The organism is Nostoc sp. NMS8 (genome assembly GCF_017115045.1).
Classification (GTDB): domain Bacteria; phylum Cyanobacteriota; class Cyanobacteriia; order Cyanobacteriales; family Nostocaceae; genus Nostoc.
Map to the genome: position 1 here is coordinate 1 of NZ_JABXKK010000033.1, position 22,997 is coordinate 22,997.

Genomic DNA, 22,997 nt, shown 5'->3' on the forward strand with positions numbered 1-22,997 from the left:
TTTACAGAACGAATTCGATGTTCAACAAATACTCGCTTGCATGAAAACTCTTTGTTCTCTTTTTTCTGGTCAATTGTTAACTTTCCATTTCTTGGTATTTTAATCGGTGTGTCAATTAAATCTTCTCCAAGATATCCTAAATCTCCCTTAAACTTTTGTTTGGGGTCAAAGTTATCGCGGTTTTCTCGAAACAAAGTTATATTACTTTTTGGCCCAGGTTCGCCAGCTATAACATCAACGATATCCTTGGCATCCGGCAAGATAATTATCTGACTTTTAAATGTATGTTTACATGCCAAGACAAGAGTAATATTTCTCTTGTTCTTTATTATCCCCAGGTCTTTCCCTCACTTGTTCATAGCTATCTACAATTAATTCATAATCTGTAAGTATTTCTTTAACTACCATTAAGTCAGATTCGTTTTTTTTTACTTGTTCAATTAAACTGGATGGTAGCAATTCTCACTCGTATTGGCAACCAATAGTTAAATGTATCATTTGCGGTGGACTCACTCACCCCAAACTGGATACCAAGAAGCTCAAATGTAGTCAGATGCCTGAGATAAACCAACGTTAAAATTATTTGTTCTTTTAGCGATAGTTTTGGTTTACGACCTCCACCACCAGCAATAATTCTAACTTTTTTGGATTCTAATAACTCTTGTTTTTCATGATGTAATCGCTCCGCATTTTGAATTAATTGTTGTAACTGTTCATACTCCAGACCAATTAACCGCTTTGTCTTTTTAGGATTTTGTTCAAGATGATTCAGTATGTCGCTCATGTTTCTGTGTCAAAAAAGCTATTTGATGTTCTTTTACCACAGAATATTACTATTTTGGAGATGTCTATTACGAACATTCTTAGTACCCTGCATGAACTGGTCAAAAGATGGACGCTAACCCAAGCGCTTATTGAGCCGGAATATTCGTGGCGTTGCCTGACCCTATCCAATATTGGAACGTCAGTAAGAATTGAGTATCAGGGTGGAAGTGAATGCCCCTCACTCTAGGGCTATTTCATTCTAAACATAAATCGCCCAGAACTAAAGTTCCCCGGCTCATAAATAAAGTCCGTTAAAACGGACTATAACCTTTTATCAGTCGTCTTTAGACGACTTTTGTTTGCTATTAGACTCAGAATTCATTCGGAGGTGGGCTAGATGAGAATGAAATAGCCCTGCTCTCACTCATGCTTAATTTTTCTTTTGTTTGCTAATGTTTATTGACTAATAAATGATTTTAAAATATTTACTTAAGCAATTTATATAAATAAAATTTTCATGACAACCACTTTCTTCTGTAGCAGATTTATGATAGTTAATAGGCACCTAAATTTAATGCTTTTTTTTAGATAACCTGGCAAAGATTAGTAATGTATATGCCATAATGTCACGAGCTAGGGGTATATAAAGTTATTGTTATGCTTCAACACGCAAGTAGAGAAGGTATCACTATTGACTACGAAAAAATATAATGCTACTAGCTCGAACCGATCGATGAATGATGCGGTTAAAACTCCTGCTATATCTGGGAATCCAGTATTTGAATCTGGATTTAATCTACAGCAGGGGTTGATTGAGTTATGGATAGGGAGAAAATTTGATGAACTTGTTAGATATAAAGAATCCTGAGGTTAAATTAGCCTCTAATACTGATAATAACTTTGTGGACTTAACAGCAACACACCCCCGACCATTGTTAAAGCGATCGCACTGGCTAAATTTAAATGGTGAGTGGAAGTTCGCATTTGACGATGAAGGGCGATGTGTTCAACCAGATGATATCCAGGGGTGGAGTCATCATATACAAGTTCCCTTCGCTCCCGAATCTACCAAAAGTGGTATTGGTGACACAGGTTTTCATCCAAACTGCTGGTATGAGCGAGAATTTGAAACGCCTGAAGGTGACGGTAGATTATTACTGCACTTTGGGGCTGTGGATTATCGCGCCCGTGTATGGGTCAATGGTCAATACATGCTAGAGCATGAAGGGGGACATACTCCTTTCATGCTGGATATTACCACAGTTTTGAATGATACTGGCATAACTAAAGTAACACTCTGGGCCCAGGATGATCCTTGTGACCTTGCCAAGCCCAGAGGAAAGCAGGATTGGCAATTGGAACCGCACAGTATTTGGTATCCTCGCACCAGTGGTATTTGGCAAACAGTCTGGATTGAACGTGTGGGTAGAACTTACATCGATAGTATTCGGTGGAGTCCCGATATCGAGCGGTGGGAAGTAGGCTGTTATGCTGCGATCGCAGGTGATGCGCCTGCTGGTATCCAAATCAAGGTAAAACTGAGCATTGGCAATACCGTACTGGCAAACGATACTTATGAAGTGTTTAACGGAGAAATTGGCCGTCGGATCTCCCTTTCCGATCCAGGTATCGACGACTACCGCAACGAATTGCTGTGGAGTCCAGAAAAGCCTACCCTCATGGATGCCCATATTGAACTTTGGCATAATAATCAACTATTGGATGAAGCAAAATCCTACACAGCAATGCGGACTGTGGGAATACAGCGCGATCGCTTTATGCTCAATGGTCGTCCTTATTATTTGCGCTTAGTTTTGGATCAAGGCTACTGGCCCGATTCCCTAATGACAGCACCGGACGATGGGGCATTGCGGCGCGATGTCGAACTGACTAAAGCAATGGGTTTTAACGGAGTCCGTAAGCACCAGAAAATTGAAGACCCGCGATTTTTATATTGGGCAGATGTGCTGGGGTTGTTAGTATGGGAGGAGATGCCCAGTGCATATCGTTTCACACCTAAAGCAGTGGAACGCACGACACGAGAGTGGGCTGAGGTGATTAGGCGGGATATCAGCCACCCTTGTATCGTAGCTTGGGTAACGTTTAATGAATCTTGGGGAGTTCCGAATCTGGTTGAAACTGCGGCTCACCGAAACTACGTTTTGGCAATGTTTCACTTAACTAAAACTCTCGATCCGAGCCGCCCAGTGATTGCCAACGATGGCTGGGAAAGTACAGATACAGACATTCTGGCTATTCATGACTACGACACCCACCCACAACAATTAGGTCATCGCTATGGCCCAGAAGTAAAGCTATCAGATTTGTTTGATCGGAAGCGTCCTGGAGGGCGCATCTTGACACTGGATAACTTTCCGCATCAGGGACAGCCAGTAATGCTGACTGAGTTTGGTGGCATTGCCTATGCTCCTGTTGATAACCCCGATGCCGATAAACTTTGGGGCTATGAACGTTGCTCCAATATTTCCGAGCTAGAAATGAAATACGCTTCTCTGCTTGAAACGATTAATAACATCGAGTTGTTTAGCGGATTCTGTTACACCCAATTAACAGATACTTTCCAAGAAGCTAACGGTTTATTATACGCCGATCGCACCCCGAAATTTCCTATTGAGGCGATCCGCGCTGCAACCCTCTCAGGACAAGGATTATGTACTCCCACAAGCTGTTAAAGCCCGACGGACGTAAACTCAAGTTATACAGTCGCTACCCAATTACTAGTCAGTTAGAAGCCACTAGCCCTAGTAATGAGCCAGTGCAAGCTAATCCACACCTGCGCTGGCACCCCTTGCGGGGTGAATGGGTAGCTTATGCTAGTCACCGTCAAGGCCGGACGTTCATGCCGCCCGCAGAATATAATCCCCTCGCACCTACCACCAACCCTGAGTTCCCAACGGAACTACCCCAAGGTAAGTATGACGTGGCAGTGTTTGATAACCGCTTTCCCTCAATGACTCCGACAGCCAACAATCCACCTGATACCATCGTGGAAACGTTACCAGCTAATGGAGCTTGTGAGGTAGTGGTTTTTACTCAAGATGCCAGCGCCTCCTTGAGTTCCTTAGAGTTGGATCATTTAGATTTGCTATTGGAAGTGTGGGGCGATCGCACCCGTGAATTAGGATTAAATCCCCAAATTCAGTACGTGCTGCCCTTTGAAAATAAGGGTGTAGAGGTGGGTGTAACATTGCACCATCCCCACGGGCAAATTTACGCCTATCCTTTTATACCACCTGTTCCGGCGCGGATGCTGGCAATGCAGCAGGAGTATTATCAAGAACATCAACGGGGTTTACTGCAAGACTTGATTCAGAAAGAGATTGCAGCCGATCAACGGATTATTTATCAAGATGAGTATGCGATCGCATTTGTCCCGGTATGCGCTCGTTATCCCTATGAAGTCTGGATTGCACCCAAAGAGCCAGTTAGCACTTTTACCGAACTCACCCCAGAGCAACGTTGGGGACTCGCCAACGCGTTAAAAACTGTCACTCTTAAGTATGACGGTTTGTGGAATCGCCCGTTTCCTTACTTGATGGCTTGGTTCCAAGCACCCACGGACGGTTTAGCGCATCCAGAAGCGCATTTACACGCCGAGTTTTTTCCGCCATATCGGACAAGCGAAAGGCTGAAGTATCTGGCGGGAACTGAACTCGCAGCAGGGATGTTTGCCAATGATGCTTTACCGGAGGAGAAAGCGAAGGAACTACAAGCTGTGGTGGTAAATATTGAAAAACCAATTTCGGTGTGACAGGGTTTGAAACTGTAACTTAATTTCTGGACAAACCTACTCATTTATTGATTGTTTGTTCACCTCTTGAATTAGTTCATCAACAAACTCTCCTAGAGGGTATTTGAAAATTATACGCTTGTATTCAGCTCCCCCCTTAAAAAAGGGGGAATAACCTTTTCAAAGTCCTCCTTAAAAAGGAGAATTTAGGAGGATCTAAAGTTTTGGATACCTCAGTCACCACTTTTTAAACAACCTCTTAACCATTCCTTCTAATTAGGGATGGTTTTTAACTTTTTTGTAATACTGTTTCACTTTAAAAACAATCATACAAATACTTAAGACTACAGCATTGCTATGCCCTTACGAGAAATCTGTATAACTCCAGACTGGATTCTAATAGTTCTGCTATAAGCCTTCTGATAGTGTATTTCTCCAAACAAAAAAGTTTAGACTAGGGGTGCTTAGTTATTAAGAATGAGAGGTAATAGTTATGCCTAGTGGACATGCTGGCCATAAGGGCGCTTCTAATAAACCCAATATTAATGCCAATGGAGTAATTGATGATGCTGCTAATGAATCATTAAATGCTGATGATTTCTTGTCTGAAGAGCAAACTAACACAGAAGTCCATAGAGTCGAAGAAGCTGTTAAGTTTCCTCCTGCTACCGAACGCCCAGGTGAAAAATCAAATACTAGTACCTGAAGTAACGATAGGAATCATATTTAATTTTTGAAATACGCGTAGGGTGCGTTACGCTTTGCTAACGTACCTTATTGTTTAGATTTTTTCAAAAATAAAATCGAATTGCCATAGGTGTAGCAATCTGCTAACGAGTAGATAGTCACAATGAGCTGAGTGCTTGCAAGTGCTTTCAATATACAAAAATCCCCCTCTCACCTAATGGTATAAAGGGGGATGATAGCTAAGGTCAGAGGATATCTATTAAAAACTTCAACCAAATTTCCCGGCGGTTGAAGCTATAAGGAATGCTCCATAGGTAAGGATGTAGCCAACTGTGAAGTGAGCTAGGCCTACTAACCAACCCTGGACGATAGACAGAGCAACAGGCTTATCTTTCCAGTAAACTAAATTAGCTAGGGGAGTGCGTTCGTGTGCCCAGACTAGAGTTTCAATTAACTCTTGCCAGTATCCACGCCAGGCAATCAAAAACATGAAATCGGTTGCCCAAACCAGGTGTCCAAAGAGGAACATCCAAGCCCAGACAGACAAATTATTTGTGCCGTAGGGGTTATAACCGTTAATCAACTGAGCAGAGTTAGCCCAGAGGTAATCACGGAACCAACCCATCAGATATGTAGAGTTCTCATTGAACTGAGCGACGTTACCTTGCCAAACACCGAGATGCTTCCAGTGCCAATAGAAAGTCACCCAACCAAGGAGATTCAGCATCCAGAAGATAGCAAGATAAAAAGACTGTTGCCAAGAGGAAGTTTGGCAAGTACCGCCCCGACCTGGCCCATCGCAGGGGAAGGTATAGCCGAAGTCCTTTTTATCAGGCATCAATTTAGTCCCACGAGCATCCAATGCGCCCTTGACACAAATTAAGGTGGTGGTATGCAAACCTAAAGCAATCGCATGGTGAACCAGGAAATCACCAGGCCCAATCGTCAAGAACAATGAGTTAGTGCCGGAGTTGATCGCTGCTGTCCAGTTTGGCAACCAGACGTTACCGTAGTTGGGCCAAGCTGTGTAGGCGATGCTATCTGGGTTAGATAGTAACGCATCCATGCCATACAGTAGTTTACCGTGAGCAGATTGGATGAATTGAGCAAATACTGGCTCAATCAAAATTTGCTTTTCAGGAGTGCCAAAAGCAACTACAACATCGTTGTGGACGTATAACCCCAGAGTGTGGAAGCCTAAGAATAACGACACCCAACTCAGGTGAGAAATAATCGCTTCTTTGTGCTGAAGTACACGCTCCAGGACGTTACCTTTGTTTTGCTCTGCGTCGTAATCTCGAACCCAGAAGATGCCGGCATGGGCAAACGCACCAATCATGAAGAACCCAGCGATATACTGGTGATGGGTGTACAGCGCCGCCTGTGTCGTGTAATCCTTACCGATGAAGGCGTAAGGAGGCATCGAATACATGTGCTGTGCAACTAACGACAGGGCAGTACCCAGTGCTGCCAAGTGTATAGATAACTGGAAGTGCAGTGAGTTGTTATAGGTGTCGTACAGCCCTTGGTGTGGTAAGTTGAACTGACCTTCAGTTTGAATGCCAAAGAAATTTTTGGCATTAAGCATCTCTTTGATGCTGTGACCAATCCCAAAGTTAGTCCGGTACTGATGACCGGCAACGATAAAGATGACTGCGATCGCTAAATGGTGATGAGCCATATCAGTCAGCCACAGCGATTCAGTCTGGGGATGGAAGCCACCCAAAAAAGTCAGAATAGCCGTCCCTCCGCCTTGAGATGTACCAAACAAATGCCCTGGCGTTTCAGGATTCTGAGCATATACACCCCAATCACCCCTCCAGAAAGGTGCTAAACCTGCTGGGTGCGGCAAGGTAGTCAGAAAATTATTCCAACCAACATGAACACCACGAGATTCGGGAATGGCGACGTGAATAAGATGTCCAGCCCAAGCCAGAGAGCTAACACCAAACAAACCTGCCAGGTGGTGATTCAGGCGAGGTTCAGCACTCTTGAACCAAGCCAAGCTAGGACGATACTTGGGTTGCAAGTGCAGCCAACCAGCAAATAAGAACAATGCTGCTAACAGCAACAAGAACACTGAACCTTGGTAAAGGTCATTGTTTGTCCGCATCCCAATGGTGTACCACCAGTGGTAGACACCAGAGTAAGCAATGTTAACAGGATTAGTAGCACCCCCTTGGGTAAAAGCTTCTATAGCTGGTTTACCGAAGTGAGGATCCCAAATCGCGTGGGCAATTGGGCGAATATGCAGCGGATCTTTAATCCATTGTTCAAAATTACCTTGCCAGGCTACGTGGAACAATAGACTAGATGCCCACAGAAATATGATTGCTACGTGACCGAAGTGAGTAGCGAAAATCTTTTGGTAAAGATTTTCCTCGGTGATGCCATCATGGCTTTCAAAATCATTTCCTGTTGCGATCGCATACCAGAGCCGACGTGTAGTCGGGTCTTGTGCAAGATCCTGGTTAAATTTAGGATATTTTGTGGCCATGCAATTTAATTACATCTCCTTAAACGCTAATCCAGGTTGCTAGTTCTAACGAGTTAGCAACTTTTTACAATTGAATCAGCACCCTTCCAGCCTTGGATTGGAGGTCAATCTAAACAGCCAAAGCTGATGAGTATTGAGGATAAAACAGGCTTAATTCTTAGACTCACATCATTAGGCGGGATGATGCAATTCATTTCCATAGATGTAATAAAATAATTAATGACTAGCATTTCCATTTAACTATCGGACGATATTTGTATTAAATTAACTTGTAGTCTTAGATACAGCCTCAGAGCTACAAATCTTAGTAATTTTTTTATTAGAATGAGCTTAAACTTTTGTAACTACGTGATATGTTAATAATGTTTTTAGCAAAGTAAAACAAAAAATTAAGCTCAAGTTTATGTAGCTCCTGGTAAGCTCTGATACCAAGATTTTTACTTTTTTGAAACCTAAGTTAAGTAAATTAGTTAGGGGTTAATAATTCCGTAGTAAAGGGCGACAACAAATAAGAAAGTAGCCAATATAACCACGGTAAACCCATAGCGAACTAGTGGATTGGGTAAGTCCTGATTGGTGATTACATTATCCTTTTGTACCTGAGTGATCTGCTCAAATTTATCAGGTTCTTGAGCATTCATATCGTTAGGTGGGTTCTCTGGCAGAGAAACATTATTCTCTGTTATTTTGTTTTGAGTCTCTTGGGATTTCATGGGCTTTTTTTGATGTCTTTGTAGCTAGTGCGCTTTTATAATTTCAAACATTTACTAATGATTACATCATTCTTGAGAACTACCTTGGCTCAATGTGCGATTGCCTAAAGAGGTTAGTCGATGTGAAGTTGCTCTGTAATTGTCAATACACAGCAAAGAAAAATTCAGAATCAATTAGTAGATGTAGGGTATGTTATGCCGTAGGTTAATGTAGCGTCAATTCAAGGTGCAGTGCTTGGCAGCAACCCACCCCACACCTGAAAAATTAGATTTTTTCTTAATTTACTCTGTATCCAAAACCTTAAAAAGTCTAAAAAGTTACATAAAATATTTTTGCCTATTAGTGATCGTGGTATCGTATGATAATATATCAAAATATCAAGAATCAAATAACATGAAATTCAGAGGAATAAAACGCGGTCAAAATATAGAAATATTAGAGCAACTAAATAATATTCCCGATGGAACAGAAATAATTATAGACTTATAATTTATTGAAAAACAAATACCTGAGCCAAAACTAAATTTAACAGAAGAAGAGAGATTAGCTAAATTAAATAAATTATTTGGAGTATGGAAATATCAACCAGATTTAACAGAAATATTTGTAGACATTGACCAACAGCGTCATACTTATCAAGGTAAAAACATAGACTCAATTGATAATCAGGATAACGGCTAATGTATCTGTTAGACACTAAAATTTGCATTGCACTTCTCAAAGAAAACCCCCAAGCAGTGAAAAAATTAATCGCTACTTTAGCCAATATTATTTATCAACAATTATAGTTGCGGAACTTTATAAAGGCGTTTACTATTCTCAACAGATGTCCAAGAATCTGGAAAGTTTGCAACAGTTTACTGATCTATTACCCATAGAATCATTTGACTTAAAAGCAGCTATTGAATTTGGCAAGATTCAAAGCGAACTCAAAAATATTGGTAAACCAACTGGGGAATTAGATGCGTTAATTGCTGCTATTGATCGTTCTCGCAATGATATTCTCGTGACTAATAATATCAAAGATTTTAGTAATATTGATAACTTACAATTAGAGAACTGGTTAGAAAGTTAGATATAGATTAATACAATTGATACACTGCCATAACAGGATTGTTGAGTAATCCAGCAGTAATTGCGATCGCTAGTGTACCATTTGGAATACCAACCTCAGACAGACGCAGACAGACCTAGATAAATTTGATAATCATCTGTATCTATCTGTGTTTTTCCTATGAACGAAGAAGTCTCCAAAAAGCTAGAGTTAATCAGGCAAACCTTGCATGAAACCGAAGTGCAAGGCGTGCGTTTGCGGGGTACAGACTGGTTTGCCTGGGCGACGGCTGGCGCTTCTAACACCGTGCTGCTGACTGCTGAAACTGGCGTAGCAGAAGTATTAGTAACTACTGACGAGGCTTGGGTATTAACGGATGAAATAGAAGCCCAGCGTCTTAAAGATGAAGAACTACCTGCTAATTTTAAGGTGTATGTGAACCCTTGGGCTGATGGTGCTGCCCGTGAGTCTTTTGTTCGTGATGTAACTGGCGGCGGAAAAGTAATTAGCGATCGCCCCATCTCCAATTTAGAAAAGCCGTTACCCCCATCCCTGCAAAATCACAAACGGGTAATGATGTCAAGTGAATTAGAGCGATATCGTCAAGTCGGGCAAAAAGCTAGTCAGGCAATGACAGAGGTACTCAAAGCCGCCAAGCCAACTTGGACAGAATATCAATTAGCAGGTGCGGGTGCAGAGGCATTATGGGCGCAAGGGTTACATCCAGCGCTGACACTAGTAGCGGGTGAGAGGCGTTTACCGCTATACCGTCATGCAACAGCCACCGGAGAACAGATTGGACAGCAAGCAATGCTGGTGTTTTGCGCGAGAGGTTACGGTTTGTATGCAAATCTAACGCGATTTGTTTGTTTTGGTAAGCTTTCAGACGAACGGGCCGAATTACATTCCCATGTGCGTGAAGTAGAAGCAGTAATTTTAAATTTGTGCCAACCCGGAACCACACTCGATGCAGTTTATCACGCCCTAGCTCAGGCTTATGAGCAGCACGGATTCCCCAATGCCATCCGCGAACATCACCAGGGAGGAACCACTGGATATCTAGCGCGAGAAATCGTAGCCAATCCAACCACTACTGATACTTTAGCAGAAGGCATTGCTGTTGCTTGGAACCCTAGTTTAGCAGGGGCAAAGGTTGAAGATACTTTTGTGATTCTCAAGGATGGAAAGTTAGAAAATCTGACTTTTGATCCAAATTTTCCTAATGTTGAAGTAGAAGGAAGGTTACGCCCTCTACCTTTGTACAATTAAAAATTATGGATTTTGAACAAATATTCGGTAAACCACCTGAAACTCAAGCCAGTGCGCCGGGAAGAGTAAATTTACTAGGCGAACATACAGACTATAACGATGGCTTCGTTCTGCCAACTGCGATTCCTCAATCTACCACGGTACAGCTAGGTTTGAGTAGCGATAGTCAGCATCACTTTTACTCGGAAAATCTCAACGAGCAGGTGAGCATTTCAGATATCAATCATACCCCGTCTGGATTTGCCAGTTATATTTTTGGCTGTATTGAGCTTTTGCAAAAAGCAGGACACGCAATACCATCACTTTGTGTGTACGTCAAATCATCGGTTCCTATGGGTTCGGGTTTGTCTAGTAGCGCGGCTTTAGAAGTAGCAACGCTGCGGGCATTACGCCAACTTCTGAACCTTCCCATTGATGATGTTGAAATCGCCCAATTCGCCCAGCAAGCAGAAATTCAATATGCTGGCGTGCAATGCGGCATCATGGATCAGATGGCTTCTAGCTTGGCTGATACCGAGCATATCTTATTTTTAGATACTCGGACTTTAGAACGCCGGATAATGCCTTTGCCTGAGAACGCGGAGATTTTGGTTATTGATAGCGGCGTACCCCGCACCCTTGCCACTAGTGGTTATAACCAGCGCCGGGCTGAGTGTGAGGATGCGGCGCGATCGCTAGGAGTTAAAGCACTACGAGATATTACTGATGTCGAAGTAACAGAAAAACTACCCGAACCTCTACGGCGGCGTGCCCGTCATGTAGTTACAGAAGATAACCGCGTCTTGGAAGTATTGCAGGGAGTAACATCTGAGCGCTTTGGCGAATTGATGAACGCATCCCACGCCAGTTTGCGAGACGATTACGAAGTGTCTGTACCTGCACTGGATACTCTAGTAGAACTGTTGCAAAAAACTCCGGGAGTATATGGTGCGAAACTCACAGGTGCGGGTTTTGGCGGTGCAAGTGTCGCTTTGGTTGCGGTTGGTGAAGCCAGAAGTATTGCAACTCATGTTCTTGAACAATACAAGCAAGCAGGTTATAGCGGACAAATTTTGGTTCCTTCCTTGGAGTTAAGTGATGCAGCCTAAAGTTGTTTATGGAAATGCAGGCGTTGAAGGTGTAAATCGTTGGGGATGGTTTATGGGTCACTTTATCACCCCTGAAGACGATCCGCGTTCTACGGAAATGCTAGAAGTAAAATGGGCTGTTCACAAAACAGGTGAAAGTAGAACTGATTGGGCAGTAAATAACCAAGCTGCGACGCTTTCAATTCTCATTCACGGAGAATTTCGCCTGCAATTTGAAGATAGAGAAATTTTATTATCTCGTGAAGGTGATTATGTTCTTTGGTGTGCAGGTGTAGCCCATTGGTGGGTAGCTGAGTCCGACTGCACTATTTTGACTGTCAGATGGCCTTCAAAGCCGGGTGATAGTGTTGAATTGGCTGGAGTGTCAAAGAGTTCGTTTGCTAAGTAATTGAGCATAATTAATTTTAATTAGGTTCGATGCTCCCTCATTTGTCAGAATTACTTTGCTTCTCAACATCAGATTTAAGATACAAAGTCAGATACTTAAGTAGTTGGCTTAAATAATTATAGTTGCGATCGGGCAGAAGCAGGAGGAAAAAGGGTTTCAGCCTTCTTTACTTTTCTTTACATAGTTTGCTTTTATTGTGCCGACTTACTTATCATTTTCAAAAATCTTTGATATCTACCCTACAAACTTAATTATCTCTATCTTTAGTATTTTTTTTAATCCGTCGAACTCACGTAATATTAATCTAAAGATTTTTTGAAGATGAGTTTGTTTCACGTCAAGCCGTGATTTTGATGAAACATGCATCTAATGCGATCGACAAAATATCTAGACATATAGAAAATTTATTGCGGATTTCAAGTTAGTGAAGTACACAAGCTAAGTCTCAAAGTCAGGTATAAAACCTGTTTGATATCATGCCCGCCAAATTACCAATAATAAAAGAACCCGACCCCCATCAAAGCTGTGCTTTGTCTCCCCTCCCCGCCTGTGGGCAGGGGTGGGGTGATTCGATTTTAATAAGTAATCAAGCGGACATAATATTACTTCTGAATTATGAATTCTGACTCCTGAATTCTGCTGTATTGCGGCAAAGCTGGAGTCATTAGGCTTTCTTAATCCCTTGGATTGAGACGGAAAAATTATGCAGTGTATAGATTCAACTAATCAGCATTTTGTTTCATGCTAAAACCTGATTATCTACTTAAATACTTAAGCCTATTACTCGCAAACCCAGTATTAGTTATCGTACTAATGCTCACAGGATTGACGAGTGGTTGTCAAAAAAACGATCCGGCAGCTAATGCTCAAAGCCCACCACCATTACCAGTAAAACTTCAGAGAATTGACGCAGGCACAATTGAAGAAAGTTCCGAATTTGTCGGATCGTTGGAGGCGCAGCAAAAAGTCACGCTACAACCGCAAATTCAGGGTCGAATCGAATCAATTCTCGTTTCAAGTGGTCAGCGAGTGCAGCAGGGTACGCCGATCGCATCTTTGAGTTTAGATCAGGCTCAGGCCAATGTCACCAGTTCGATCGCAGCTGCTAGTTCGGTGCAAGCAGCATTGGGTACTGCTCAAGCAGAACAACAACAAGCCGAAGCCCAACGCACCAAAGCGGCTGCAAATGTTCAACTGCAACGGACACAATTCAATCGTACCCAACAGTTAGTCAGCGAAGGAGCTGTAGCTAGGCAAGAATCAGACATTGGCCGAAATAATTTACAAACTGCTCAAGCAGACCTGCAAACATCCGAAAAGCAAGTTGCAGCAGCTAGGGCATTTGTCCGCCAAGCACAGGCAAATATCCGCCAAGCTCAAGCAAGCACGGCTGCGGCGCGAGTCAGCCTCAATTTTAAGCAAGTGGTAGCACCCATTACTGGCATAGTCGGTGAATTTCCGGTCAAAATTGGTGATTATGTCAACATCGGACAAACAATCACCACACTCACACAAAACGATTCACTGGATCTCAATCTTTCTATACCCTCAAATCGATTGCGTCAATTACGAACGAACTTACCCGTTCAGTTAATCGATCCCACTACCCAGCAAGTGATTGGTACAGGTGCGATTAGCTACATTTCCCCAAATGTAAGTTCTAACCAACAGTCAGTTTTGAGCAAAGCCCGCTTTCGGAATTCCCAAGGGCGATTGCGCGATGGACAATACGTTAGAGCTCGCGTGATTTGGAATCGACAACCAGGTATCTTGATTCCCACCGTCGCAATTTCTCGCATTGGCGGACAAAGTTTTGTGTTTGTCACCGAAAACAAAACCGTAAATGGACAACAGCAGCAAGTTGTGCATCAGCGTTTAGTGCGCCTGGGAGATATTCAAGGCACAAATTATCAAGTTATCGATGGGCTTAAATCCGGCGAAACGATTGTAACTTCTGGCATTCTCAAACTTAGAGAAGGCGCACCAATCCAACCAATATCATAAATCCAGGATCGATAATTTATGATTTTTTCGATCGCGAATACCTTCATTAAACGCCCGGTATTAACTACCGTTTGCACTCTACTGATTCTGATTGTCGGTGGCGTGTGTATTCCGTTGCTGCCGCTCAATTACTTACCAGATATTGCACCGATTCGCGTTCAAGTCTCAGCTTCCTATACTGGGGCGGATGTGGAAACTGTCGAAACTGCGGTGACAACTACGCTGGAGCGACAAATTAACGGCGTTGAGGGAATGCAGTACATGACCTCGAACAGTTCCGCAGGTAGTAGCCAAATTTCAGTATATTTCGGGGCGCAGACAGATAAAAATATTGCTCAAGTTAATGTCCAGAATCGCCTCGCCCGTGCTACACCTCGCTTACCAACAACGGTGCAACAATTCGGTGTGACAGCACAAACATCTTCTACAAGTATTTTGTTAGTCTATGCTCTTTATCCCGAAAATAATGAGTATGACGCGCTGTTTATTAGTAACTATATCGATCTGAATTTGCGAGATCAACTGCTGAGAACGCCCGGAGTTGGGGATTTAACAATTTTTGGTGAAAAGCAGTATGCAATGAGGTTGTGGCTCGATCCGAATGCACTGGCAAGTCGAGGCTTAACTGTGGCAGATGTCTCTACGGCATTGCGATCGCAAAATATTCTCGCCGGAGCCGGAACGTTAGGTCAATCGCCTATCCCTCCAGGTCAAAGTTATGAAATTCCGTTGCGAATTAATGGTCAATTTAAAGATGCGTCAGAGTTTCAAAATCTAGTCATTCAAGCCGGAAGTAATGGCAATTTAATTAAACTCCAAGATGTTGGTCGTGCAGAACTCGGCTCGGAGACTTACAGCAGCAATGCGAGAAATAATGGTAAGCCGTCGATTGGGATCGCAATTTATCAGTTACCTGGTAGTAACGCCCTGGATGTGGCGAAAAATGTTCAGGCTCAGATGAATGAGTTGATGAAAGACTTTCCACCAGGCTTAAAAGCTGAGATTGTCTACGATACCGTGGGATTTGTGCAAGCGTCACTCGAAGAAGTATTGAAAACACTAGTTGAAGCGATCGCTCTTGTCGTACTGGTGATTTTTCTGTTTCTACAAAACTGGCGAGCCACAATTATTCCCCTGGTTTCCATTCCCGTTTCACTGATTGGGGCGTTAGCATTCGCTTATATATTTAAATTCTCGTTGAATAATTTAACGTTATTTGGCTTAATTTTGGCAACAGGATTAGTTGTAGATGATGCCATTATCGTTGTTGAAGCGATCGCTCGCAAAGTTGAACAGGGAATGCGACCACTGCAAGCATCAGTCGAGGCAATGGATGAACTTACCGGAGCGGTAGTTTCAACGTCGCTGGTATTGATGGCAGTTTTTATCCCAGTGGCATTTTTCCCAGGTTCGACCGGAAAAATGTATCAACAGTTTGCGTTGATTATTGCTTTTTCAATCGCCATCTCAACGTTTAATGCTCTTTCCTTTAGTCCGAGTATATCTGCAATTCTGCTCCGTCCACCTCAGCCGGCACGTGGCCCGCTTGGTTGGTTTTTTGGTCGTTTCAATCAAATTTTACAATGGATCATTGACAAGTATTTAGCCAGCGTGAATTTTCTGATTCGCCTTCGTTATGTGGTAATCGGATTATTCGTCGTTGGTTTAGCTGCGACTTATTTTATGTTTACCCATGTTCCCACCGGGTTTGTTCCGAGTGAAGACCAGGGAATTGTCTTAGGTATTATTCAAGGGCCAGATGGAGTTGCCCTCAACTATACCGACCAAGTAATTACAAAACTCGAACAGATTCTCGAAAAAGAACCAGAGGTGAGTAACGTTTTCGCCACTTCGGGATTTGGCTTCGCTGGTAGTGGCTCAAATCGCGGTGTGTTCTTTGCAAAACTCAAGCCGTGGGACGAGCGCACTCAACCCGATCAAAGTGCCTCTGGAATCTTAGCCCGAATCAATAAAGAATTTGCAACGATTCCAGAAGCTATTATTACCGCAGTCAGTCCCCCACCGATTCAAGGCTTTAGTACGTTAGGGGGATTTGAGTTACAGCTAGAAGACCGTACCAACGGAAGATTAACAATCAATGATTTTTTTGCGAATGCTCAAGCGGTGCTAGCCCAAGCAAATCAAAAACCAGCGCTCAAAGGCGGCGTTTTTACACAGTTTACTGCTAGTACACCACAGTTTCAAATTGACTTCGATCGCACTCGTTTAGAAGCACTTAACATCGATTTTCAAGAAGCTGTTACCACACTTGGAGCTGCAATTGGTTCCCAGTATGTCAACGATTTTACTTTGGGACAGCGTAGTTATCGCGTATATGTTCAGGCAGATGCTAACTATCGGCGATCGCCTGATGATATTCGACGGCTTTATGTGCGATCGGCAAATAACCAAATGGTGCCATTGAGTGAGGTTGCAAAAATCACGCCCACTACAGGCCCATCTGTAATTTCCCATTACAACGGCTTCCGCGCGATCGATTTACAAGGTAGAGAAGCATCGGGCTACAGTAGTGGACAGGCGATTCAGGCAATGCAAGAAGCGGTGACTCAAGCAGCAACACCGGGGGTTGGCAGTGATTGGATTGGCACAGCCCGCGAAGAATTAAGTGCAGGTAACTTGGGGATTTTGATTTTTGGCTTCGGGATCATTATGGTGTTTCTGACGCTGGCTGCTCAGTATGAAAGTTATATCGATCCGGCGATTATTCTCTTAACTGTACCGTTAGCGTTGTTAGGCGCATTGAGTGCCTTAGCTTTGCGCGGTTTGGTGAATGATGTCTACGCGAACGTAGCGTTAGTGATGCTGATTGGATTAGCGTCAAAGAACGCGATTTTGATCGTCGAGTTTGCCAATCAAGCCCTAGAAGAAGGTGCGACAATTCGACAAGCAGCCGTAACCGCAGCGCAAGAAAGATTCCGACCGATTGTGATGACTTCAAGCGCCTCCTTGCTAGGATTTTTCCCCCTGGTAATTGCCACCGGAGCCGGTTCTGCCTCGCGCTGGTCGTTAGGAACAGCCTTATTTGGCGGGCTACTCGTAGCAACGGTTTTGAGTTTGCTGATTGTTCCAGTCCTGTACGTAATCATCAAGACTTTGGAAGAACGCTTTTTGAAGAAAAAACCTGCTAATCCCTCTCAACCACCATCCCCAGATGGAAACCAAGATGGACAATCAAGAGCTAACGCTCATCAACATTCATCTATAATTGTCAAGCAGAATTTTGATGATAACGGACATAATAATTCGAGTAAGTAAAATCTGAAATAGCTGATTAACTAAGGTTTTACCCCACCCTAACCCTCCCCTTGTGAAAGGGCTACGGTGTACACACAAGTTATCGAATCACTACTAGTCCTCGAATTACCCCACCCTAGCCCTCCCCTTGTGAAAGGGAAGGGAACAAGATCCTCTTGTTTCCCTCCTTTCTAAGGGGGAATAAGGGAGGTAATACGACTTGTGTGTACATCGCAGTTGTGAAGAGGAAGGGCTGGGGTGAGATCAAAATCCTGTACATCGAATTCACCGTATTGTTAATGTATTGGCTTGCATTGTTAATGTACTGGCTTACATTGTTAATGCGTTGGCTTACATTAAAAACACTAAGCTTTTACGCAAAGCTGTACTTAGAAAGCTAGTTTTATTTTTGCTCTGTTTGTTTGAAACCGCCCTGTCTCTTCGCTGGTGCAGAGGGGTTCAGTATCAACTCAACTCAGAATCAGTATTATTACAAGAGGTAAAGATTAAGTTATAACTTTGGAAACCACTGACACAATGAAGAGTATCTTCTAATAATTTAGCAAAGCTATAAGCATTGGAGCAAAGCAAATGAACGCTAAATTAATCGTTTTTTCTGGCTTTGTGACAGCATTTGTAGGTGCAGGAATTGGTTTTATTACTGCTAATTTACTTCCTTGCCCTTACACAAGTCAAATGTATAAAGGTTTGGAGCAAAAATATACGATCGTTGGTGCAGTTGCGGGTTTGCTAATTGGTTCTAGTCAAGAAATGATTCGAGAACTCAAGCAAGAGCGGGATGCAGAAGAAGAATTGCTGCGGGATTTGAACAAAGCTATTCACTCAAGTACAGATCAAAAAAAATTATGACAATTTTTTGACAAGGACTAACAGCTATAGCAAAAATCTTGATCGCGGTTCTGAAAAACTGCAAGGTAAAGCGCCATTTTCACAAGTGGTAACTCTGGAATTGAACGGGTAGTTGCACTTACCTTCGCCCGTGAAGCTGCCGATGTGCTGATGTATGCAGGTGTGTCTATTGGTGGTTTCCTGAGTCCAACTGCACTATATCTGACTGTTACATGCCCTTCAAAGCCAGGCGATCGCGTTGCATTGTCTGGAGTATCAAAGAATTTAGTTATGTTAACTAATTCGTCAGAATTAATTTTAATTAATTGTTGCAGAGGATTGGTATAAGCCACTAATTTTAAAAATAGTGCGCTAGTATCGACAAGCAATAAAAAAAATTTCTAGAGGTCATTAATACCACTCTAGTTATAAGTTGAAGAGGATAAAAAAGATGGTTCAAAGTATAGGCGGTATAGCGAAATATTCAGCTACCGACCTAGACCGATTTGCTCAAGAACTGAATCAAGATGGAATTTGTGTCATTCCTGGTGTTTTTGAGCAAAAATTAATTGATGAGTGGACACAAGCTTTTGAAAAATTATTTCACGAGCGTCAAAACCAACCAGATGGATTGGCTCCTCGTGAAGTTTCCCGCTACTATCTAACCTTGCCTTGGATTTACCCATTTGCTAATGAGTTAGTTTTTGCCAATCCAGTGATTATGGGTATCCTAGATCGCGTGTTTTTCCAAGAATACGTAATGGTTCAGATGGGAGTTGATGTCCCATTCCAGGGTTCAGATTATCAGGAAACCCATCGGGATTTTCGACCATTATTTAGCGATCGCATAGTTACCCCACTTTACGCCCTCGCAGTCAACTTTCCCCTTGTGGAAGTAACCGCAGAAAACGGGCCGTTTCAAATGGCGCGTGGTACCCATGTCATACCGCGAGAAGAGGGATTAGAAAAGGTTGCTAGTGGTGAAATTCCGATGGAATCCTTTTATATGCAGCCAGGTGACGTGATGGTGCGATCGCCTTTAGCACTGCATCGCGGTTCCCCAAATCGGACAAACCACCCAAGACCGATGGTAGTCATGGGCTATGCGATGCATTGGTTGCATACGCCAAAGGTAGATTTGACTCTCTCACAAGACTACTATGAAAGCCTCTCAGAAAAACTAAAGCAGATGCTACGGTGTCAGCTAGTAGAAAGCTTACCTAAGAACAAAGTCGAAACTTACGTGAATTTTAAATACTAGTCGTCTATCGCATTAAGTCTGATAGGTGAATCAAATTTCAATTTCCCTTCTTTCCTTCTTCCTTTGCGTCCTTTACGGTTCGTTCTCTTATCTCTCAATAATGGGACAGACCACTAGCAATACGGTGCGGGTTTTGATCCCCCCGCCTACGGCGACCCCGGCTTGAAAGCCCCCCTTTTTAAGGGGGTTGGGGGATCTTCAAAATATTAAAACGTTAACCGAACCGTATTAAGACCACTAGTAGAAGAAGGACTTTTGTCATTCTATAGATAATTAAGATGCAAACTTATACTAATCCAGTCTACAAAGGTTATTTTGCCGATCCTTTTGTTTGGCAACACGAAGGCGTATATTATGCGATCGGCACTGGTGCAGCAGAAGCAGAAGGAACGGTAGATGAAATAGCGGACGCACCAGATATTAACTCCAATAACAAATCGCGTGTTTTTCCTCTGTTACGCTCTTTCGACTTTGTAAATTGGGATTATGTTGGTAACGCGCTACAACGCCCAGATCCCGCCCTAGGCGATAATTTTTGGGCCCCCGAAGTTGCTTACAGCGATCGCCAATTTTATCTCTACTATTCTGTAGGACATGAAGACAAGAATCATCAGTTACGTGTGGCTACAAGCGATACTCCGTTAGGCCCTTATCAAGATGTTGGTGAGCCAGTCGTAGATCCAAAATCTTGTCCTTTTGCGATCGACCCGCACCCATTCCAGGATGACGATGGACAATGGTATTTGTTTTACGCCCGTGATTTTTTGGATACATCGGATGGAGTGCATGCTGGCACAGCATTAGTTGTAGACAAACTCCAAACCATGACTAAGCTTGCTGGTGAGGAGAAAGTGGTTTTACGGGCGCGATCCGATTGGCAACGGTTTTTAGCCAACCGTTTGATGTACGGTGAAATCTATGATTGGCATACTTTAGAAGGCCCCTGCGTTCGTAAGCATGAAGGGAAATACTACTGCTTTTATAGTGGTGGACGCTGGGAAACTGAGAACTACGGCGTGGATTATGGCGTTGCTGACAACGTGATGGGGCCTTACTCTGATGCAGGAAACGAAACTGGGCCACGGGTGCTAAAGTCTGTTCCTAATTTTGTTAGAGGCCCGGGACATAACTCTATTGTTATTGGGCCAGATGGTAAGACTGAGTATGTTGTCTACCATGCTTGGACGAAAAACATGGATATGCGGCAAATCTGCTTAGATATGCTGATCTGGAAACCAGAAGGGCCATCTTGCAATGGCCCTACCTGGACACCGCAGACTATCAGCAACTATTGAAGATTTTGCGATACATTAACACCGCTTACTTTGGCTGGTATAACAATGCCATAGTAGCCAGCTGCGATCGCTGCTAATGCATTAAGCAAAACATTAGCACCGAACAATGGCATTAAGCCGAAAAATGTCTTACCCAAAGGCAACAATCCAATAACCGCCAGCAAAGCATAAGAAACTGCAAAACCACGAGTGAATAGACGCGCGGTGGTACTATTGTTGTAAGAAGTAATTCCTAACAACCCTACGGCACAACGTACAATGTTATGCAAAAAGTTGGTGGGAATTGCACCAAAGATATAACCAAAACCCGCAGAATAAGCACTAGTAGATTCATCAAGTGGAACAAAAGATTCGTTTGTTCCTGGTAATGAAACCAAAGCTGGTACAAATCCAGCTAAACCTAAAAGTAAATAACTAATTCCGATAGCCAAAGCAATGTAACGCTCGATCAATTTTGCCTGGTTAATGTTTTCCATCGTTTTTCTCTTGGTAAGTATGTAGATGTTTACGAAATAGTAACCGCTAGCTAAGAAATCATGAGAATCTAATTTTTTAATAGATATAAATAGATTGCTCTTAGCTAGTTAACCGTCTAAACACAATATTTATAATTCAACTTTGTCTTTTATATATTTCACTCTATCAAAGGTGATGAATACTATCTTAAGCAAGGCTTTCATGTATTCTCTGTCAGTCGTTTTAAGATTAGGTTGGAGTTTTTATACCTAAAGTCATAATTCTAATTGAACAAATTAAATCTTTCAGAGTAAAAAGCTTCCAGGACTAGCTATCTATTTTTTTGAAAACTCCGAGATAGAAAAACGCGATCACTTCTAATGATGGAGCGATCGCGTGAGGTTTATGAATTGAATTAGAACCAATGTTACACACAGCCAAAAGGCTTTTAATCCTACCCAAGGTTGAGAGAACAGATATATCATCAGGGTGAAAATTATAATACTTGTTTCTAATAAGCCAACAATACAGCATTTACGGCTGTTATGAGGTACAGTAGCAGCAACTAGCAAACCAGTTTCTTAAATGTTGAGGATTTATTAATTGGAGTGCAACTGAGATTAATTTATCAACCATTTCTGTTGTAGTTGGAGCAAAACTGCGTAAAAAAGATTTAAGTTGTGACCACCATAATTCAATTGGATTAAAATCGGGGGAGTATGAAGATAAACAAATAACTTTCGCACATAAACTAGATTCAATCATTGGCACAATTGAATCTAGTTTATGTGCGGATAAATTATCCATTACTACCACTGCTCCTGACCATAAATTTGGCACTAAAAACTTTTCAATAAATAATTCAAATGCGATGCCATCCATTGAACCATTCATTGTCATTAATGCAACCACTTTGTTAATACTAATTGCTCCAATTACTATAACTTTTGAGCCTCTATAGAAGGGGGTAAGAGAGTAAGCTCTTGTTCCCATTTGTGAACGGGCATGAGTCCTCATTAACCCAAGTAGAACACCAGTTTCGTCCAAAAATACTAAATTTTCTGGCTCTATATGTTTGACCTTTTCCCAGTAATCTAATCTTAAATTTAGGACTCTTTCTGTTCCAGCTTGGGTACTCCGCTTTGTTTTTTTTTCCGATTTAATCCTAATTTATGTAATGCTCGACACATTGCACTTAGACCCACCCAATTGCCAGTCTTGTCTGCAAAGAATTCACATAACTCTATCAATGTTGCATCTGGATGTGCTTCAACTAATTCCCTTAACTCTACTTCAGCATTTGTTAAATGACTAAATTGTGGTTTTCCTCGCGGCTTGGGTTGTAAATTTCCTTCAAGTTTTTGTTGCTTTACAAGCTTTTGTACTAAACTTTTTGAGACGGAAAATATGTTAGCTACTTTCCTGATTGAGATGTTTTTTTGAAGATGTGCTGCAACTATTTTTTCTCGAAGCTCGACAGAGTATGACTTCATTTAAAGGTATTTATACTTTAATTTAGTGTACCTCATAACAGACGCAAGTGCTGTAAAAGAAATTACTTCATTTACTATGGTTTATAAAATAATTGTTACAGTAATATGTATTAAGTGTAACAATTTAATATATTTTTTGTAAAAAAGAATACTGTTTAATCCTTAACAAGT

Annotated in this window: 19 protein-coding genes and 2 pseudogenes; 13 read left to right on the forward strand and 8 right to left on the reverse strand. The window is 42.2% G+C overall.

Translation table 11 applies throughout. The features are described from left to right. A partial coding sequence (locus HWQ39_RS04290) for a transposase family protein (protein WP_292841943.1) occupies nucleotides 1-299 on the reverse strand: 299 nt, incomplete at its 3' end. A 137-nt stretch (nucleotides 300-436) separates the two neighbouring features. After that, a complete protein-coding gene (locus HWQ39_RS04295; protein WP_292841945.1) occupies nucleotides 437-784 on the reverse strand; it encodes a transposase family protein in 348 nt (115 codons plus the stop codon). Between the two features lie 820 nt (nucleotides 785-1,604). Between HWQ39_RS04295 and HWQ39_RS04300 the strand changes: the two genes are divergently transcribed. The 3 genes from HWQ39_RS04300 to HWQ39_RS04310 all read left to right on the forward strand — a co-directional run bounded on the left by HWQ39_RS04300 (nucleotide 1,605) and on the right by HWQ39_RS04310 (nucleotide 5,222). Beyond that, nucleotides 1,605-3,458, forward strand: coding sequence for a glycoside hydrolase family 2 TIM barrel-domain containing protein (locus HWQ39_RS04300; RefSeq protein WP_292841947.1), 1,854 nt, complete (start codon nucleotides 1,605-1,607; stop codon nucleotides 3,456-3,458). Next, complete coding sequence (gene galT / locus HWQ39_RS04305) at nucleotides 3,437-4,537, forward strand: galactose-1-phosphate uridylyltransferase (protein ID WP_292841948.1); 1,101 nt, start codon at nucleotides 3,437-3,439, stop codon at nucleotides 4,535-4,537. Before HWQ39_RS04300 ends, galT begins: the two co-directional genes overlap by 22 nt. Nucleotides 4,538-5,009: 472 nt before the next feature. After that, nucleotides 5,010-5,222 (forward strand): hypothetical protein, encoded by a 213-nt coding sequence (locus HWQ39_RS04310; RefSeq protein ID WP_292841950.1) that lies wholly within the window; start codon nucleotides 5,010-5,012, stop codon nucleotides 5,220-5,222. A gap of 249 nt (nucleotides 5,223-5,471) precedes the next feature. On the opposite strand, the gene psaB is transcribed toward HWQ39_RS04310, so the two are convergent. Continuing rightward, complete coding sequence (psaB, locus tag HWQ39_RS04315; RefSeq protein WP_292841952.1) at nucleotides 5,472-7,700, reverse strand: photosystem I core protein PsaB; 2,229 nt, start codon at nucleotides 7,698-7,700, stop codon at nucleotides 5,472-5,474. Nucleotides 7,701-8,170: 470 nt separating this feature from the next. Then, nucleotides 8,171-8,413: a hypothetical protein gene (locus HWQ39_RS04320; RefSeq protein ID WP_292841954.1), complete on the reverse strand. Its 243-nt coding sequence runs from the start codon at nucleotides 8,411-8,413 to the stop codon at nucleotides 8,171-8,173. A gap of 394 nt (nucleotides 8,414-8,807) precedes the next feature. Here HWQ39_RS04320 and HWQ39_RS04325 point away from each other — a divergent pair. The 8 genes and pseudogenes from HWQ39_RS04325 (at nucleotide 8,808) to HWQ39_RS04360 (ending at nucleotide 18,342) form a co-directional block, all read left to right on the forward strand. Then, nucleotides 8,808-9,095 (forward strand): annotated as a pseudogene (locus HWQ39_RS04325) (hypothetical protein). After that, nucleotides 9,095-9,489 (forward strand): annotated as a pseudogene (locus HWQ39_RS04330) (type II toxin-antitoxin system VapC family toxin). The pseudogenes HWQ39_RS04325 and HWQ39_RS04330 overlap by 1 nt, the downstream one beginning before the upstream one ends. Before the next feature lie 159 nt (nucleotides 9,490-9,648). Beyond that, entirely contained in the window at nucleotides 9,649-10,737 is a 1,089-nt protein-coding gene (locus HWQ39_RS04335; RefSeq protein ID WP_292841956.1) for a M24 family metallopeptidase, read from the forward strand. A gap of 5 nt (nucleotides 10,738-10,742) precedes the next feature. After that, complete coding sequence (galK, locus tag HWQ39_RS04340) at nucleotides 10,743-11,825, forward strand: galactokinase (protein ID WP_292841958.1); 1,083 nt, start codon at nucleotides 10,743-10,745, stop codon at nucleotides 11,823-11,825. Beyond that, a complete protein-coding gene (locus tag HWQ39_RS04345; RefSeq protein ID WP_292841960.1) occupies nucleotides 11,815-12,213 on the forward strand; it encodes a signal peptidase I in 399 nt (132 codons plus the stop codon). The genes galK and HWQ39_RS04345 overlap by 11 nt, the downstream gene beginning before the upstream one ends. 741 nt (nucleotides 12,214-12,954) lie before the next feature. Then, a complete protein-coding gene (locus HWQ39_RS04350) occupies nucleotides 12,955-14,217 on the forward strand; it encodes an efflux RND transporter periplasmic adaptor subunit (RefSeq protein ID WP_292841962.1) in 1,263 nt (420 codons plus the stop codon). Nucleotides 14,218-14,235: 18 nt separating this feature from the next. Continuing rightward, the gene (locus HWQ39_RS04355) at nucleotides 14,236-17,493 is read left to right on the forward strand and encodes an efflux RND transporter permease subunit (RefSeq protein ID WP_292841986.1); all 3,258 of its coding nucleotides are present in this window, start codon (nucleotides 14,236-14,238) and stop codon (nucleotides 17,491-17,493) included. Between the two features lie 570 nt (nucleotides 17,494-18,063). Next, complete coding sequence (locus HWQ39_RS04360; protein ID WP_292841988.1) at nucleotides 18,064-18,342, forward strand: hypothetical protein; 279 nt, start codon at nucleotides 18,064-18,066, stop codon at nucleotides 18,340-18,342. 17 nt (nucleotides 18,343-18,359) lie between these two features. Here HWQ39_RS04360 and HWQ39_RS04365 read toward each other — a convergent pair whose 3' ends face one another. Next, nucleotides 18,360-18,710 (reverse strand): hypothetical protein, encoded by a 351-nt coding sequence (locus HWQ39_RS04365; protein WP_292841990.1) that lies wholly within the window; start codon nucleotides 18,708-18,710, stop codon nucleotides 18,360-18,362. Between the two features lie 62 nt (nucleotides 18,711-18,772). Here HWQ39_RS04365 and HWQ39_RS04370 point away from each other — a divergent pair, with 62 nt between their 5' ends. Continuing rightward, nucleotides 18,773-19,582, forward strand: coding sequence for a phytanoyl-CoA dioxygenase family protein (locus tag HWQ39_RS04370; RefSeq protein ID WP_292841992.1), 810 nt, complete (start codon nucleotides 18,773-18,775; stop codon nucleotides 19,580-19,582). A gap of 278 nt (nucleotides 19,583-19,860) precedes the next feature. After that, a complete protein-coding gene (locus tag HWQ39_RS04375; protein ID WP_292841994.1) occupies nucleotides 19,861-20,877 on the forward strand; it encodes a glycoside hydrolase family 43 protein in 1,017 nt (338 codons plus the stop codon). On the opposite strand, the gene HWQ39_RS04380 is transcribed toward HWQ39_RS04375, so the two are convergent. The 3 genes from HWQ39_RS04380 to HWQ39_RS04390 all read right to left on the reverse strand — a co-directional run bounded on the left by HWQ39_RS04380 (nucleotide 20,871) and on the right by HWQ39_RS04390 (nucleotide 22,826). Further along, a complete protein-coding gene (locus tag HWQ39_RS04380) occupies nucleotides 20,871-21,353 on the reverse strand; it encodes a DUF4383 domain-containing protein (protein WP_292841996.1) in 483 nt (160 codons plus the stop codon). The genes HWQ39_RS04375 and HWQ39_RS04380 overlap by 7 nt on opposite strands. A gap of 523 nt (nucleotides 21,354-21,876) precedes the next feature. Further along, complete coding sequence (locus HWQ39_RS04385; protein WP_292841998.1) at nucleotides 21,877-22,380, reverse strand: transposase; 504 nt, start codon at nucleotides 22,378-22,380, stop codon at nucleotides 21,877-21,879. A gap of 59 nt (nucleotides 22,381-22,439) precedes the next feature. After that, nucleotides 22,440-22,826, reverse strand: a complete 387-nt coding sequence (locus HWQ39_RS04390; protein ID WP_292842000.1) for a transposase — start codon at nucleotides 22,824-22,826, stop codon at nucleotides 22,440-22,442. Nucleotides 22,827-22,997: the final 171 nt, after the last annotated feature.